The sequence below is a fragment of the Streptomyces sp. SAT1 genome (assembly GCF_001654495.1).
In the GTDB taxonomy this organism is placed as follows: domain Bacteria; phylum Actinomycetota; class Actinomycetes; order Streptomycetales; family Streptomycetaceae; genus Streptomyces; species Streptomyces andamanensis.
Map to the genome: position 1 here is coordinate 6,933,750 of NZ_CP015849.1, position 14,775 is coordinate 6,948,524.

The window sequence follows — 14,775 nt, forward strand, 5'->3', positions numbered from 1 at the left end:
TGGTCGGCGGTGCTCCGGCGTCGCCAGGGTCCGGTGCTTCGCGCGCGGGGTGACCGGCGGGCGGCCGAGGGTGACTCGGGCCGTGCGGCGGGGTGCTCGGCGTGACCGGATCGGCGGGCCGGGCGGGGGCCGGGGCCGGCGCCGTGCCGGTGCCGGGCGTGGTGTCCGGCGTGGTGCGGGACGCCGAAGGCCGCGCGCCCGGAGGGGCGTCCGGCCCCAGGGATCGGGCCGGTCCGGGGCGACCGGCGCCCGGTGCCTCGTCCCTCAGCGGGCCAGCAGGTCGACCGCCCGCAGCACGGGCGCGACGCCGTCCTCCTCGCGGATGCGGGCGCCCAGGGTCTCGGCGCGCTCCCGGTGGAGGGGGTTGCGGGTGGCCCGCGCGAGGGCCGCGGCGAGGCCGTTCGCGGTGAGCCCGCGCAGCGGGACGGCGCGGGGGGCCACCCCGAGGGACACCAGGCGTTCGGCCCAGAAGCCCTCGTCGAACTGGACCGGCAGCGGCACGGCGGGCACCCCGGCGCGCAGCCCGGCCGCGGTGGTGCCCGCGCCCGCGTGGTGCACCACGGCCGCCATCCGCGGGAACAGCGCCGCGTGCGGCACCTCGTCGATGGTCAGCATGTCCTCGCCGGTCGCCGCGAGCCCGCCCCACCCGCGCTGCACCACCCCGCGCAGCCCGGCCAGGCGCAGCGCGCGCACGATGGTCCCGCTCAGCCGGGCCGGGTCGGGCACCGTCGCACTGCCGAGACCGACGAACACCGGTGCGGGCCCCGCGTCCAGGAACCGCCGCACATACGCGGGCAGCCCGTCCTCGCGGTCGTACGGCCACCAGTAGCCGCACACCCGCAGACCGGGCCGCCAGTCGCGCGGCCGGGGCACCACCAGCGGGCTGAACCCGTGGAACACCGGCTGCCGCAGCCCCGCCCGGATACGGCGGGCGGTGCCGTGCCGGGCGGCCGGAAGACCCAGCCGGGCCCGCACGGTGGGTACGGCCGCCGAGAAGACCCGCTCCATGGCGAGGTTCACCCCGTAACCCGCGAGCCGGTTCGCCGCCGCGCCCCAGTGGCCGCCGCCGAGCAGCGGAGGGGCGAACTCCCGGGTGGGGGAGAGGGGCTGCAGATGCGTGCCGATGCTGGGCACACCCAGCGCCTCGGCGATCGCGTGCCCGACCGGCCCCAGCGACCCGGACAGCAGCAGTACGTCGCTCTTCTCGGCCGCCGCGACCAGGTCGTCCGTCATCCGGGCGAGCGCCGCGCGGACCAGGCCGACGGCGCGCAGCATCTTGCCCGCGTCCGTCGCGCTGCGGTGCAGCCCCCGGCCGCGCGTGGACTCCAGTTCGGCCCGCGGATCCACCGGCAGTGCGTGGAAGTCCAGGCCCGACCCGGCGACCAGCGGCTCGAAGCACCCGTGGGTGACCAGGGTGACCGCATGGCCCGCGCGGGCCAGACCGTGCCCCAGCCCGGTGAAGGGGGCCACGTCACCCCGGGAACCCGCCGTCATGATCGTTACGCGCACGTCGGCCAGTATGACCGCGCACGGCCCCGCCGACGGCGAACGACCCGGCCATGTCGGCGCGCCCACCCCCGCGCGACCGCAACGGCCGCACCCGTCCGGGCCCCGCACCCGTCCGGGCCCCGTACCCGCTCAGGCCCTTCGGCCCGCCGGCCGGGGTCACACCCCGAGCTGCCGGGCGGCCGCGTCCACCGTCTGCTCCAGCAGCGTGGCGATGGTCATCGGGCCCACCCCGCCCGGCACCGGTGTGATCAGCGAGGCGCGCTCCGCCGCGGTGTCGAAGTCCACGTCCCCGACGTTGCCCGCGTTGTAGCCCGCGTCGATCACGACCGCACCCGGCTTGACGTCCTCGCCGCGCACCAGCCGCGGCCGGCCCGCGGCCGCCACCACGATGTCGGCCTCGCGGACCACGGACGACAGCTCCCGGGTCCGGGAGTGGCAGTACGTCACCGTGGCGTCCCGGGCCAGCAGCAGCATGCCGACCGGCTTGCCGAGGATCGCGCTGCGCCCCACCACCACGGCGCGCTTCCCGGCCGGATCGACGTCGTAGGCGTCCAGCAGCCGCATGATGCCGCCGGGCGTGCAGGAGACGAACCCGGGCAGGGCGAAGCTCATCGTGGCGAAGGAGGCGAAGGTGACGCCGTCGACGTCCTTCTCGGGCGCGATCGCCTCGAACGCGGCCCGCTCGTCGATGTGGTCGCCGACCGGGTGCTGCAACAGGATGCCGTGGACCGACGGGTCCGCCGAGAGGCCCCGCAGCGTCTGCACGAGCTGCGCGGTGGTGGTCGCGGCGGGCAGCTCCACGTGGCGGGAGGCGATGTTCGCCGTGCGGCATCGGTTCCGCTTCATCCGGACGTAGGTGACCGAGGCGGGATCCTCGCCGACCAGCACCGTGGCCAGGCACGGCCGTACACCCGTGCGGCCGGTGAGTCCGGCGGCCCGGTGCGCGGTGCGCTCGACGATGCGGCGGGCGAGGGCGGTGCCGTCCATGAGACGGGCCTGGGACATGTCCACTCCTGAGCGTGCGGCGGATCGCCCAGGCGCGCGGCTGTGACTTCGGCAGGGGCCGCTCCCCGGTGGTGCTCCACCTCAGCGCCAGTCACGGCCCGCCCCCACCCTAAGCGGGACGCGCGTGCGCCCTTCGCCAGGGGTGCGGCACGCTCACCGGAGCCTCCCCCGCCGTGACCGCCGCCCCCGTACCGCGGCGGGCCGTGCGCCGGGCCGGGCCGCGCGCAGCACCGACCGCAGCAGCGCGGCGGACAGGCACCGGGCCGCCGCCGAAGCCGTCCGGGCCGGTCCGGAGCGCCGCACCAGCGGGGAACGCGCCTGCCCCAGTCCGCCGCGGGCCGAGAAGGACCAGGTCAGCCGGGAGCTGACCTGGAACCCCGCGGTCCTCCTCGTCACTCGTCCCATGCCTGGACCATGATCTGGTCGGTGATCCTGCCGTCGCGCAGGACCTTGGGGTGGCTCGGCCGGCTGTCGCGGTCCACGATGCGTGTCTCCGCGTCGTCCGCGTACAGCGACAGCAGCGTGGGCGCCGCGTGTTCCTCGATGCCCCGGCGCAGCGCGCCGGTGCCGAAGGCGGGACCTGCCGTGGTCGCCATGGTGGCCTCCTACGAGCCCCGGCGCCCCGGAGCAGGAGCCGCTTGCGGGGCCTCTCCTTCGAGCGTCCTCCGGGGCGCCGGGACCGGCAAGCGCGGCCGGGGCGACGCGCCGGTACCCGTCCCGCGCCCGTCCCGTGCCGCCCGCCCCGCACCCGTCCCGTACTCGCTCCGTACTCGTCCTGACGGGTGAGCGGGCGGGCGCGCCCGTGTCCGGGCGGGACCGGGCGCCGTTGCTCAGGACATGATCTCCACTCGACGTATCGTCGCCGTCGCCTCCCTCGCCGCCTCGCTCACCGGGCTCGCCGCACTCCCCGCCAGCGCCGCCGGTTCGTCCGTGCCGGTGGTCGGCCGGGCGCTGCCCATGGGCGTGCTCGACTCGCTGGCCCGCACCGGGCTGCCCGCCGACCGGCAGGACGCGGTGCCCCCGGTCTCCGACCAGCTCTCCTCGCTCCAGCACATCCAGGACCTCAACGAGCTGAGCCGGCTGAACGCGGTCACCGGTCTCGTCTCCCCGCTGTTCGGACTGGTCCCCGCCATCCCGAGCTGAGCCGGAGCGGGCGCGCCGGACACCGGTGGCGGCGCGGGGGTTCGCGCCGCCGCCGGCCCGGCACGGCGTAGGGTCGCGGGGACGGAGAACGGCCGACGGAAGGGACCTCCACCATGGCGCAGGAAGTGCGCGGCGTGATCGCACCCGGGAAGAACGAACCCGTACGGGTCGAGACCATCGTCGTGCCGGACCCCGGGCCCGGCGAGGCCGTCGTACGGGTCCAGGCCTGCGGCGTGTGCCACACCGACCTGCACTACAAGCAGGGCGGTATCAACGACGAGTTCCCGTTCCTGCTCGGCCACGAGGCCGCGGGCATCGTGGAGTCGGTCGGCGACGGTGTCACCGAGGTGGCCCCCGGCGACTTCGTCGTCCTCAACTGGCGTGCGGTGTGCGGCAGGTGCCGTGCCTGTCTGCGCGGACGGCCCTGGTACTGCTTCGACACGCACAACGCGCGGCAGCGCATGACCCTCACCGACGGCACCGAGCTGTCCCCGGCGCTGGGCATCGGCGCCTTCGCGGAGAAGACGCTCGTGGCCGCCGGGCAGTGCACCAAGGTCGACCCGGCCGTCTCCCCGGCCGTGGCCGGACTGCTGGGCTGCGGGGTGATGGCCGGCATCGGCGCCGCCATCAACACCGGGAACGTCGGCCGCGGCGACAGCGTCGCCGTCATCGGCTGCGGCGGTGTCGGCGACGCGGCGATCGCCGGGGCGCGTCTGGCGGGCGCGGCGAAGGTCATCGCCGTCGACATCGACGACCGCAAGCTGGAGACCGCCCGCACCATGGGCGCCACGCACAGCGTCAACTCCGAGGACCACGACCCGGTCGCCGCGATCCGCGACCTGACCGGCGGCTTCGGCGCCGATGTCGTCATCGACGCGGTCGGCCGCCCCGAGACCTACAAGCAGGCGTTCTACGCCCGCGACCTGGCCGGGACCGTCGTCCTGGTCGGCGTGCCCACCCCGGAGATGAAGCTCGAACTGCCGCTGCTGGACGTCTTCGGACGCGGCGGCGCCCTCAAGTCGAGCTGGTACGGCGACTGCCTGCCCTCGCGCGACTTCCCGATGCTGGTCGACCTGCATCTGCAAGGACGGCTGCCGCTCGACAAGTTCGTGTCCGAGACCATCCGACTCGACGAGGTGGAGCAGGCGTTCGAGCGGATGCACCGCGGCGACGTGCTGCGCTCGGTGGTGGTCCTCTGATGGCCGCGCGCATCGAACGCCTCGTCACCGCCGGGCAGTTCAGCCTGGACGGCGGCACCTGGGACGTCGAGAACAACGTGTGGATCGTCGGCGACGACCACGAGGCGATCGTCATCGACGCCGCCCATGACGCCGAGGCCATCGCCGCCGCCGTGGGCGACCGCCGGCTCACCGCCATCGTCTGCACCCACGCCCACAACGACCACATCGACGCCGCTCCGGCGCTCGCCGACCTCACCGGCGCGGTGATCTGGCTGCACCGCGACGACCTGCCGCTGTGGCGGGCGACCCACCCCGACCGGGAACCGGACGAGCACCTCGTCGACGGCCAGGTGATCGAGACGGCGGGCGCCGACCTCACGGTCCTGCACACCCCCGGTCACGCGCCGGGCGCGGTGTGCCTGTACGACCCCGGGCTCGGCGTCGTCTTCACCGGGGACACCCTCTTCCAGGGCGGCCCCGGTGCCACCGGCCGCTCCTACTCCCACTTCCCGACCATCATCGACTCGATCCGCGACCGTCTGCTGACGCTGCCGCCCGGGACGAAGGTGCTCACCGGGCACGGCGACACCACCACCATCGGCGCGGAGGCCCCGCACCTCCAGGAGTGGATCGCCCGCGGCCACTGAGCCGCTGCCGGGGCCCGCCTCCGCCGGAAATACCTGACAGGAGATGTCCGGCTTCCCCGCGATGCTCGGCGTGCACACCGCGCGGACCCACCGCGCGCCGCACGCACGAGCAAGCACAGGGGAGGCCGGACATGTCACGTCCGCTGGAGGGCAAAATCGCGCTGGTCGCGGGCGCGACCCGCGGGGCGGGCCGCGGGATCGCGGTGGAACTCGGCGCCGCGAGGGCCACCGTGTACGTCACCGGCCGCAGCACCCGCGCCCGCCGCTCCGAGTACGACCGCCCCGAGACCGTCGAGGACACCGCCGACCTGGTCACCGCGGCCGGCGGACACGGCATCGCCGTCCCCGTCGATCATCTGGAGCCCGGCCGGGTCCGCGCCCTGATCGACCGCGTCGACCGTGAACAGGGCCGCCTCGACGTGCTCGTCAACGACATCTGGGGCGGCGAGCACCTCTTCGAGTGGGACACCCCGGTGTGGGAGCACGACCTGGACAACGGGCTGCGGCTGCTCCGCCTCGCCGTGGAGACGCACCTCGTCACCAGCCACCACGCGCTGCCGCTGCTGCTGCGCCGGCCCGGCGGCCTGGTCGTGGAGATGACCGACGGCACCGCCGAGTACAACCGGGACACCTACCGGGTCAATCTCTTCTACGACCTCGCCAAGGCGTCCGTGCTGCGCATGGCCTTCGCCCTCGGCCATGAACTCGGGCCGCGCGGCGCCACCGCCGTCGCGCTCACCCCCGGCTGGCTCCGCTCGGAGCTGATGCTCGACCACTTCGGGGTGCGCGAGGACAACTGGCGCGACGCCCTGGCGGACGTCCCGCACTTCGCGATCTCCGAGACCCCCCGCTACGTGGGCCGCGCCGTCGCCGCACTCGCCGCCGACCCGGACACGGCCCGCTGGAACGGCCGGTCCCTGTCCAGCGGCGCCCTCGCCCGCGAGTACGGCTTCACCGACCTGGACGGCAGCCGCCCCGACGCCTGGCGCTACCTCGCCGAGGTCCAGGACAGGGGCCGCCCCGCCGACACCACCGGCTACCGCTGAACGAACACACACGGAACAGCGCCCCGCTCACCGGCGTGGCCCCGCTCACCGCGTCCCCGGTACCGGCGGCTGTGCCGTCCCGGGGATCTGCCAGCGGGCCGGGTGGCCCGGGGGGAGGGCGAGGTCGGTGCGTACGGCGGCGTAGTAGCCCTGGCGCGCCTCGCGCTGGCGGGTCAGCAGGGCCTGCCATGCCCCGGGGGCGTGCCGCTCCTCGCGCAGGAACCGTTCCATGTCCATCGCCACCAGGACCCACACCCGGGCCCGCTCCACGACCTCCGGCGCGCCCAGCATGATCAGTGCCTCGCCCGCCGGGTCGCGGGCGAGGGCGGCCTCCGCCAGGAGCGGTTCGGCCTCGGAGAGGGGCAGCGGATGCGGGTGCGGGTCGTTGCCGAGGTGGGCGGCGACCCGGTAGGACAGCGTGACGGCCTTCTTCAGCACCCGCGCGTAGTCGGCGTACACCGCCAGGCGCCGTTCCTCCCAGCGGGTCGCGCGCTCGCGTTCGGACCGGGCGCGGTCGCTGCGCATCATCGCCAGGTACGAGCCGAGGGCGCCGATCACCACACCGATGAGCGCGGGGAGTTGCTGGAGAAAGGCGGACATGTGCTGCACCGTATCTGCCCGGAAGGGGTGCGGCCGCACTAGGTTCGGGGCCATGACGGACACAAGGCGTTTCGAGGGGTACGGAGTTCTCGTCACCGGCGCGGCGCGCGGCATCGGCGCGGCCACCGCGCGCCGGCTCGCCGAGGAGGGAGCGCGCGTCCTGGTGACCGACGCGGACGGGGACGCGGCCGAGGGGACCGCGGCGGGCCTGCGGGAGAAGGGACTCGACGCACGCGCCCGCCCGTGCGACGTGGCGGACCGGGACGCGGTCGAGGCGGCCGTGGCGCACGCCGTGGACGCGTTCGGCTCGCTCGACGTGCTGGTCACCGCCGCGGCGCACTGCTCCCCGGACACCCCGCTCTTCGAGGACGACCCGGACGAGGCGTGGGCCCGCGACCTCGACATCACCCTGCACGGCGCGCGCCGCTGCTTCCGCGCCGCGCTGCCCCACCTCGCGGCCTCGGGCCGGGGCGCGATCGTCGGCATCGGCTCGGTCAACGGCCTCCAGGACTTCGGCAACCACGCCTACAGCGCGGCCAAGGCGGGCCTGATCTCGCTCGCCCGCACCCTCGCCGGGCACGCGGGCGCGCGCGGGGTGCGGGTCAACGTCGTCCTTCCCGGCACCGTTCGCACCTCGGCCTGGCAGGGCCGTGAGGCCGCGCTCGACCGGCTCGGTGCCCTGTATCCGCTGGGCCGGATCGGCGAGCCCGACGACATCGCCGCCGCCGTCGCCTTCCTCGCCTCCCGCGACGCGGCCTGGATCACCGGCACCGCCCTGACCGTGGACGGCGGCCTGACCGCCGTGAACACGGGCTTCCACACCGCGGTGGGGACACCCGGCCGCACCGGGTGAGGCCGCCGCGCGGCGCCGAGTGTCACCGTTCCGTCTCGATGCGGGCCGTTCCACAACCGGCACGGTCCCGAGGCGGTCTAGCTGTCCGGAAGTGTCCGGAAAGCGCGGACACACGACTGAACCGAGGGGGAAGCCCAGCATGAGGCAGATGGGCAGACGAGGCGCCGTGGTGCTGGGCGTCACCGGACTGGTGACGCCGCTCGCACTCGCGCTCGGCACGGCACCGGCCCAGGCGGCGACGAGTTGCACGGCGTCGACCGGGCCGTACCAGAAGAAGGTCGAGAAGTTCCTCGGCCGTCCCGCCGACGGCCGGCAGTCGGCCGCCGACTGCAAGGCGATCAAGGCCTTCCAGAGCAAGCACGGCATCACGCCCACGATCGGGTACGCGGGCCCGGTCACCTGGGGCGTGATGGATCTCATGAACAAGCAGAAGGCCGTCGGGAAGAACCCGAACAAGGACGGCAGGTGCCCGACCAACAAGGGCCGCATAGCCTGCGTGAACCTCACGCTCCAGCTCAGCTGGATCCAGGACGGCAAGCGGCTGGTGTACGGCCCCGTGCCGGTGCGCACCGGCCGGGACAAGTACGAGACCCGCACCGGTCTGAAGAAGATCTACTGGCGGCACATCGACCACGTGTCGACGCTGTACCACGTGAAGATGCCCTACAGCCAGTTCTTCGACGGCGGCGAGGCCTTCCACTCCGTCGGCGTGAGCGTGTGGAACCCGCCGGGCTCGCACGGGTGCGTCAACATGACCGCCAAGGACGCCAAGAAGTACTGGTCGCTGCTGAAGAAGGGCGACGACGTCTTCGTCTACGGCCGCAAGCCGGGCACCTGAGGGACGGGCGCGGGAGGGGCGGGCCGCCCCGGATCGACGTGAGCAGCAACACGGTCCGTTATGTCTGGTTCGGTCGTACTTACTCACTCCGTCTTCACATCGATCGGCATATGCTTCACAGCATGTCCACCACTGTTGAAGCCGCCTCCGAGCGATCGGCCGCGGAGGTCAACGAGGAGATCCGTGCCTTGTGGCGCAGGTCCGGCGGGACACTGACCACCGAGCAGCGCGAGGTGTACCAGCGCCTCGTGATGGAGTGGGCCACGGCCGCTCCGGTCTCGGACCAGGCGGCCTGACCCGCCGCCGTCCCGGTCGGTGCCCCTGGCCGCCGCCGGGCACCGGTTCCCCGCTCCTCCCGCAGCCCCCGTCCCGCACGCCCCGGCCCTTCCGGCCGGGGCGCACTGTCAGCACCCCCGCACCCGCCGCGCGGCCACACGCGAGGCCACCGCGGCCGCCGTTCCCTGTCCCGAGTCCCGGCGCCGAGCACCGGGACCGGCCTAGGATGCCAGGCATGGACGTGGATCCGGTGGCACGGCTCGGGGCCGGCAAGTATGTGCTGATCACCAGCTACCGCAAGAACGGTACGCCCGTGGCGACGCCCGTCTGGGTCGTGCGCGACGGCGCCGCGCTCGGCGTGTGGACGGCCGCCGACTCCTGGAAGGTCAAGCGGATCCGCGCCCGCGCCGACGTGCTGGTCGGCCCGTGCGACGTGCGCGGGCACCCGACCGGCGACCAGCTGCCCGCCACCGCGGAGATCTGCGACCGGGACACCACCGCGCGCTATCGGAGTCTCATCGCCCGCAAGTACGGGCTGATCGGCCGCCTCACCCTGCTCGGCAGCAGGCTGCGCAGGGGCGAGCGGGGCACCGTGGGGATCCGGGTGACCCCCGCGCGCTGATCCGCGCACGGGAGCCACCCGGGGTGCCGGTGCGTCCTACGAGGCGTCGAGGACGGTTCCCGTCACCACCGGCAGGCCCTCGTGCACCTGCCCGTCGTCGCCGGTCAGCGCGATGCGGACCCGCTCGGGCTGCTCCGCCACCTGGTCGCGGACGGTGGGGACGCTCAGCTCGGTGCTCAGCTCGCCCGCCGGGATCGCGGCCCACAGGTACATGCCCAGGGAGGACAGCGGACGCTCGGGGTCGGGCGACTCACCGGTGGTGTCCGACAGCCACTGCGGGTCGACGTCCTTGGTGGACAGCTCCGGGCCGTCCGTGACGGGCTGCACGACGAAGATGGCCGCGATGTCCGAGTCGGCGACCGCGGACAGGTTCACCCGCCACTTCAGCGTCTCGCCCTCGGTGACCCGGTCGGCGACGGGCGTCACCGTGACCGTCGGCTCCGGGTCGTCGTTCAGGGCGGTCACCCCGCCCCGGTGCGAGCCGACCACCGCGCCGTGCACCGCCTTGACGACGATGTCGTTCGCCACGTCCGCGCTGTAGCGGGTGTTGCCCCGCACCAGGACCGGCACGTCGATCGAGTGCCCGCCCGGCCGCACCGTCACCAGCCGGTCCTTCGCCTCGTTCGTCACCGGGTCGATGACGTACACCCGGACCTGGCCGCTGCCCTGCCCGGACACCCGCACGGGCACCCGGTAGGTGCGCTCGCCCGAGTCGCCCTCCTTGACCGTCAGCCGGCCGACGTCCACGCGGGGCAGCGCGGCGGCCCGCACCGCCGGGGTGCCCGGACGCCAGCCCCAGGCGTCCATGAGCCAGGCCTGCCCGGTACGCGTGCGGGGGGTCAGCTCCAGCGACGCGATCCGCCGCAGATCGAGCCCGGCGCGGGTGGCGGCGGCCAGCGGGACGCGCACCTCGCGCGCCCAGTAGGAGGCGGTGCGCTCGGTGCCCGGCAGACCGTCGGCACGGACCGTGCCGAGGGCCGCGCGGTGTCCGGCGGCGTCGGTGACGGCCACGTCGAGCCGGGTGCCGGTGGTGTTCGGCGGGACGAACACGCGCAGCGCGAGCTGTTCGGCGCCCTTCAGGGACACCGGGGAGCCGGGCCGGATCCGTACCGCCGAACCGGCGGCGGACCAGCGCAGCGCGACCGCGCGGCGGCCCGCCTCCCGGTCCGCGTCCCACTGCGCGAAGTGCGGCGAGCGGCCGGGAGTGTCCTCGTCGAGGCAGGCGGCGGACGCGTCGGGGTCCACCGCCGAGCACAGCCGGGCGCCGCCGCCGGTCACGGTGAGCGGGCCGTCGGGCAGCAGACCGCCGGTGCGGCCGGCGCCGACCGCGTGGGTGAGCACCCGCGCCGGGTCGGCGGAGGGCGCCCGGACACCGGAGCCGTCCAGCAGCGGACGCACCCGGTCGTCCCCGGCGACGAACAGCCGCGCGGCGGCGGCGATGTAGGTGGCGCCGGCCCGGTGCTGCTGGTCCGCGGTCAGCCGGGTGGCGGTCCCGGGGGAGCAGACCGGGTCGCGCTGGTCCGGGTCCTCGTAGAAGTCGTCGTCGGCGGGCGCCACGGCCTTGCCCGGCGTCCACTCGGTGTTGAAGAAGTTGTGGTCGGCGCCGACCACGTACACGGCGCTGTGCAGGGCGGTGCCGCGGCTGACCCCGCGGGTGCCGTCCACGTACACCTCGCCCTGGAGGTCGGAGACGTCACCGTCGCAGCCGGGCAGCAGCGTGGCGGACGGGACGTCGGCGACCGGATTCTGGCCGAAGATCGTCGGGCCGATCAGCACGGTGCCGCTGATGTGCCAGCGGGTCCTGCCGTGATAGCCGTCCTGGTCGGCGGCGGGCGGGTACAGGCTGTCCATGGCCGCGCGGTTGACGCCCTCGCCGCCGCGCGAGTGCCCGACGAGCAGGACCCGCGACAGGTCGGCCACCGGGCCCCGGCGCACGGCGGCCGGTGCCGTGGCCGGGTGCGCGGCCCAGTCCGCCCAGCGGGCCAGGTGCTGCCGTACGAGCGAGGAACGCGCCTGGGCGCCGCCGTCCTCGGCCTGCCAGTCCTGGCCGTTGATGCCGTTGGCCGCGATGGACACGGTCACGTACCCCTGCGAGGCCAGCAGCTTCTGGTCCTGGAGGTAGCCGCGGTGGCTGGGGATGGGCAGCGAGCCGGCCGGGCACGGCCAGTCGCCGGACACCTCGTCGCTGTGCGGGGTGTAGCAGGGGGCGTGGCGGCCGTGCAGGAACAGCGCGAGCGGGCGGCGGCCGGTGGCGCCCTGCGGCGTCACCACCACGGCCTGCATCTCCACCGGGGCCGGAAGGCCGGGCAGCCGGACCGACTTGAGCCGGTACTCGCCGGTCGTGGTGCGGTAGGTGCCCGGCTTGCCCGGGTCGACCTTGCCCGCCGGGAGCGGGGCTGGCGGCTGAGCCGCCGCCAGGGCGCCGCGGCGGCCCGGTGCCTGCGCGGCCCCGGACTTGTCCTCGGCGTCCAGTCTGCGGCCGGACGCGCGGACCTGGAGGTCCGTCAGCTTCTTGAGGCCCTTCGTGCGGGCCGCGTTCAGGTCAAGCCGGAACGTACGGCCGTCACCGCCGGGCCGCGGCAGGCCCAGCAGGCGGTCGCCCGCGTAGAACTCGACGCGCGCGTCGCCCATGGGCACCGGGGTGCCCGTGTGCCACTCCAACTGCCGGGCGTCGCCCGACCCGGTGACGCGCCAGCCGGGCGGGAGCCCGGTACCGCTGTCACCGGCCGCCGCCGACTGCCCTGCGGCGGACGGCAGTCGGTCCTGCGCCGCCCCCGCCGCCTGTGCGGACGCGGGCGCGGCTCCCGCCATGGCGAGCAACGCCACGGCGGTGACCCCTATTCGACGGACGCGGATCAACGGTCCCCTCCTCGGAACACTCCTGGGAACACGGGCTTCCTCCGGTGCTCGGACGCGGCGCCCCGTCGGTACCGGGGGCCACTGGTGCCCCGGAGGACGGGGCAGATGGGCTGTGGGTTGCCTGTGAGGCGTGAGTGACGCGACGTCAGCGACATGATCACGCCAGTGTCAACAGGGCGCGACCACCGCGCGGTTCGCGTCCTCGCCCCGTCGTCGGCCGCGGGCTGCCCGGAGTACACCCGCACCACACTCCGTCGGCGTATCACCGGTGACGCCGGTGGGGCACCGGTCGTTCCTGGGGCGGGACACGGACGAGGCGGGTGGCCGGGGCGACCGGTGGCGCGGAGGCGACGGAGGTGGTGCGGTGAAGAGGACCGCGGTCCACGGGCGGCGCGCGGGCCGGTGGCTGACGCGCCGGGCCGGGTGGTGTCTGGCCGGATCCCTCGCGCTGTACGCGCTGACCGCGTTCCTGAGTCCGGCCGAGCCGCTGGACCTGCGCGTCTACCACGAGGCCGCGCCGCACGTCCTGACCGGCGGCCTCTACGACCAGGTGGTGCGCACCGGGCCGCCCATCCCCGAACTCCCCTTCACCTACCCGCCGTTCGCCGCGCTGGTGCTGCTGCCGCTGGCGCGGCTGCCCTGGACGGCGGCGGTGGTGCTCTGGCGGGCCGCCTCCCTGGCCGCCGTGCTCGTCGTCACGGCGGGCGCGCTCCGGCTGCTGCCGCACAGGTCCGGCGGCGACCGGGACCGCGCGCTGCTCTGGGCCGCCGCCGCGCCCTGGCTCGAACCCGTGCGCCACACCCTCGACCAGGGCCAGATCAACCTGCTGCTGGGCGCGGCCGTCGTCGGGGGCCTGGCGTTCGGCCGCCGCGCGGCCGTCCGCGGCACGTCCGTCGCGCTGGCCGCCTCGCTGAAACTCACCCCGGCCGTCGCGGGGGCGTATCTGCTGGCCACACGGCAGTGGCGGGCGGCCGGCTGGGCGGTCGCCGCGGGCGGCGCCGCAGTGGGGCTCGCCTGGTGGATCGCCCCGGGCGAGTCGGAGCGCTACTGGTCGGGTCTGGTGACGGACACACGGCGCGTCGGCCCGGTGTGGTCGGTGCGCAACCAGTCGCTGCGCGGCGCGCTCACCCGGCTCCTCGGCCACGACGCGGCCGGCACCGCGCTCTGGTGGGCCGCACTCGCCCTGGTCACCCTGGCGGCGGCCGGCGCCCTGCGCGCCGCCCTGCGCCGCGACGACCCGCTGGGCGTCCTCGTCACGGTGGAGCTGTACGGGCTGCTGGTGTGCCCGGTCTCCTGGAGCCACCACTGGATCTGGTGCCTGCCCGCCATGATCTGGCTGGCGCACGGCCCGCACCGCACCCGGGCGGCGGCCCGGACCGTGCTCGTCCTGTGGGCGGCCGTCACCGGGGCCCGGCTGGTGCCCCGGCTGATCGGCGCCGAGGACCGGCTCTCCCGGCCCGACCCGTATCCGTGGGCGCTGGCCTGGCCCGGGTGTGTCTACGCCGGCTGCGCGCTGCTGACCTTCCTCGTACTGGCCCTCGCCGCCCGGCACACGGGACCCGCCGGGTCACCGGAGCACGTCCGCGACGCCGCCGCGGGGCGGACGCCGCTCCGACCGGACGGGGCCGCCGTCAGCTCCAGGCGCGGTACGGCTCGTCCAGCAGCTGGAAGACCGGCTCGCCGCGCACCGGGTCCTTCGCGGTGGTCAGCCGTACCCGGTCGCCGCCGTGGATGGCGATGAGCGGCCCCATGACCCTGCCCCGCACGACGAAACCCTCGCTCATCTCCACCATCGACACATTGCGCGCCGCGGGCGTGTTGCGGTGCACGATCGCGGCGTGCCGGACCGTGCCGGTGCCCGCGCTGCGCTCGGTGCGCAGCTCGCTGCCCCCGCACACCGGACACAGCAGCCGGTGGTACATCGCCGTACCGCACCAGGTGCAGCGCTGGAAGGTCAGTGCCTCCCGGTCACCGGCCGCGGGTTCGAGCAGACCGGTCGCGGAGCCGGCCGCCGCACCGGTCTCGTTTCCTGAGGGGTGGTACACGCTGGTCAACTCCCTGCGCTGGGCCGGAATCCCGCCTGCCGGGGTACCCGTGCACGGGCGGGGGCGGCTCGCGGTGCCGCCGTGCACACGACAGGGTATGGCACTCAGTGCCGTGCGTAAAGGTACTGGGTACCATCTCGCGAGGGCGGGA

General features: G+C 75.0%; 16 protein-coding genes and 1 riboswitch. Of the genes, 9 read left to right on the plus strand and 7 right to left on the minus strand.

Annotation, left to right across the window (positions count from 1 at the left end; translation table 11 throughout):
- Nucleotides 1-264: 264 nt before the first annotated feature.
- The 4 genes from A8713_RS29575 to A8713_RS29590 form a co-directional block, all read right to left on the minus strand.
- Complete coding sequence (locus A8713_RS29575) at nucleotides 265-1,494, minus strand: glycosyltransferase (RefSeq protein ID WP_064536793.1); 1,230 nt, start codon at nucleotides 1,492-1,494, stop codon at nucleotides 265-267.
- Between the two features lie 171 nt (nucleotides 1,495-1,665).
- Nucleotides 1,666-2,514, minus strand: coding sequence for a bifunctional 5,10-methylenetetrahydrofolate dehydrogenase/5,10-methenyltetrahydrofolate cyclohydrolase (locus A8713_RS29580; protein ID WP_064536794.1), 849 nt, complete (start codon nucleotides 2,512-2,514; stop codon nucleotides 1,666-1,668).
- 19 nt (nucleotides 2,515-2,533) lie between these two features.
- Nucleotides 2,534-2,619, minus strand: a riboswitch (ZMP/ZTP riboswitch).
- 48 nt (nucleotides 2,620-2,667) lie between these two features.
- Nucleotides 2,668-2,919 (minus strand): hypothetical protein, encoded by a 252-nt coding sequence (locus A8713_RS29585; RefSeq protein WP_159393132.1) that lies wholly within the window; start codon nucleotides 2,917-2,919, stop codon nucleotides 2,668-2,670.
- The gene (locus tag A8713_RS29590; protein WP_064536796.1) at nucleotides 2,907-3,110 is read right to left on the minus strand and encodes a hypothetical protein; all 204 of its coding nucleotides are present in this window, start codon (nucleotides 3,108-3,110) and stop codon (nucleotides 2,907-2,909) included. The genes A8713_RS29585 and A8713_RS29590 overlap by 13 nt, the downstream gene beginning before the upstream one ends.
- Before the next feature lie 241 nt (nucleotides 3,111-3,351).
- Between A8713_RS29590 and A8713_RS29595 the strand changes: the two genes are divergently transcribed.
- The 4 genes from A8713_RS29595 to A8713_RS29610 all read left to right on the plus strand — a co-directional run bounded on the left by A8713_RS29595 (nucleotide 3,352) and on the right by A8713_RS29610 (nucleotide 6,531).
- Entirely contained in the window at nucleotides 3,352-3,657 is a 306-nt protein-coding gene (locus A8713_RS29595) for a hypothetical protein (protein WP_064536797.1), read from the plus strand.
- Between the two features lie 113 nt (nucleotides 3,658-3,770).
- Nucleotides 3,771-4,856, plus strand: a complete 1,086-nt coding sequence (locus A8713_RS29600; RefSeq protein WP_064536798.1) for an S-(hydroxymethyl)mycothiol dehydrogenase — start codon at nucleotides 3,771-3,773, stop codon at nucleotides 4,854-4,856.
- The gene (locus tag A8713_RS29605; protein WP_064536799.1) at nucleotides 4,856-5,485 is read left to right on the plus strand and encodes an MBL fold metallo-hydrolase; all 630 of its coding nucleotides are present in this window, start codon (nucleotides 4,856-4,858) and stop codon (nucleotides 5,483-5,485) included. The genes A8713_RS29600 and A8713_RS29605 overlap by 1 nt, the downstream gene beginning before the upstream one ends.
- 131 nt (nucleotides 5,486-5,616) lie before the next feature.
- Complete coding sequence (locus tag A8713_RS29610) at nucleotides 5,617-6,531, plus strand: SDR family oxidoreductase (protein WP_064536800.1); 915 nt, start codon at nucleotides 5,617-5,619, stop codon at nucleotides 6,529-6,531.
- Between the two features lie 45 nt (nucleotides 6,532-6,576).
- Here A8713_RS29610 and A8713_RS29615 read toward each other — a convergent pair whose 3' ends face one another.
- A complete protein-coding gene (locus A8713_RS29615) occupies nucleotides 6,577-7,131 on the minus strand; it encodes a hypothetical protein (RefSeq protein WP_064536801.1) in 555 nt (184 codons plus the stop codon).
- A gap of 52 nt (nucleotides 7,132-7,183) precedes the next feature.
- On the opposite strand from A8713_RS29615, the gene A8713_RS29620 reads away from it, so the two are divergent.
- The 4 genes from A8713_RS29620 to A8713_RS29635 all read left to right on the plus strand — a co-directional run bounded on the left by A8713_RS29620 (nucleotide 7,184) and on the right by A8713_RS29635 (nucleotide 9,720).
- Complete coding sequence (locus A8713_RS29620) at nucleotides 7,184-7,984, plus strand: SDR family NAD(P)-dependent oxidoreductase (protein WP_064536802.1); 801 nt, start codon at nucleotides 7,184-7,186, stop codon at nucleotides 7,982-7,984.
- A 139-nt stretch (nucleotides 7,985-8,123) separates the two neighbouring features.
- On the plus strand, nucleotides 8,124-8,822 hold the full coding sequence (locus A8713_RS29625) for a L,D-transpeptidase family protein (protein WP_064536803.1): 699 nt from the start codon (nucleotides 8,124-8,126) through the stop codon (nucleotides 8,820-8,822).
- Between the two features lie 110 nt (nucleotides 8,823-8,932).
- Nucleotides 8,933-9,118: a hypothetical protein gene (locus tag A8713_RS29630; protein ID WP_026252877.1), complete on the plus strand. Its 186-nt coding sequence runs from the start codon at nucleotides 8,933-8,935 to the stop codon at nucleotides 9,116-9,118.
- Nucleotides 9,119-9,333: 215 nt separating this feature from the next.
- Nucleotides 9,334-9,720 carry a PPOX class F420-dependent oxidoreductase gene (locus A8713_RS29635; RefSeq protein ID WP_064536804.1) on the plus strand — a complete coding sequence of 129 codons (387 nt, stop codon included), beginning with the start codon at nucleotides 9,334-9,336 and terminating at the stop codon, nucleotides 9,718-9,720.
- Nucleotides 9,721-9,756: 36 nt separating this feature from the next.
- Here the strand turns inward: A8713_RS29635 and A8713_RS29640 are convergent, their stop codons facing one another.
- Nucleotides 9,757-12,579, minus strand: a complete 2,823-nt coding sequence (locus A8713_RS29640; protein WP_064536805.1) for an alpha/beta hydrolase family protein — start codon at nucleotides 12,577-12,579, stop codon at nucleotides 9,757-9,759.
- Between the two features lie 364 nt (nucleotides 12,580-12,943).
- Here A8713_RS29640 and A8713_RS29645 point away from each other — a divergent pair, with 364 nt between their 5' ends.
- Nucleotides 12,944-14,320: a glycosyltransferase 87 family protein gene (locus tag A8713_RS29645; protein ID WP_064536806.1), complete on the plus strand. Its 1,377-nt coding sequence runs from the start codon at nucleotides 12,944-12,946 to the stop codon at nucleotides 14,318-14,320.
- Here A8713_RS29645 and A8713_RS29650 read toward each other — a convergent pair.
- On the minus strand, nucleotides 14,211-14,624 hold the full coding sequence (locus tag A8713_RS29650) for a Zn-ribbon domain-containing OB-fold protein (protein WP_064536807.1): 414 nt from the start codon (nucleotides 14,622-14,624) through the stop codon (nucleotides 14,211-14,213). The genes A8713_RS29645 and A8713_RS29650 overlap by 110 nt on opposite strands.
- Nucleotides 14,625-14,775 lie beyond the last annotated feature (151 nt).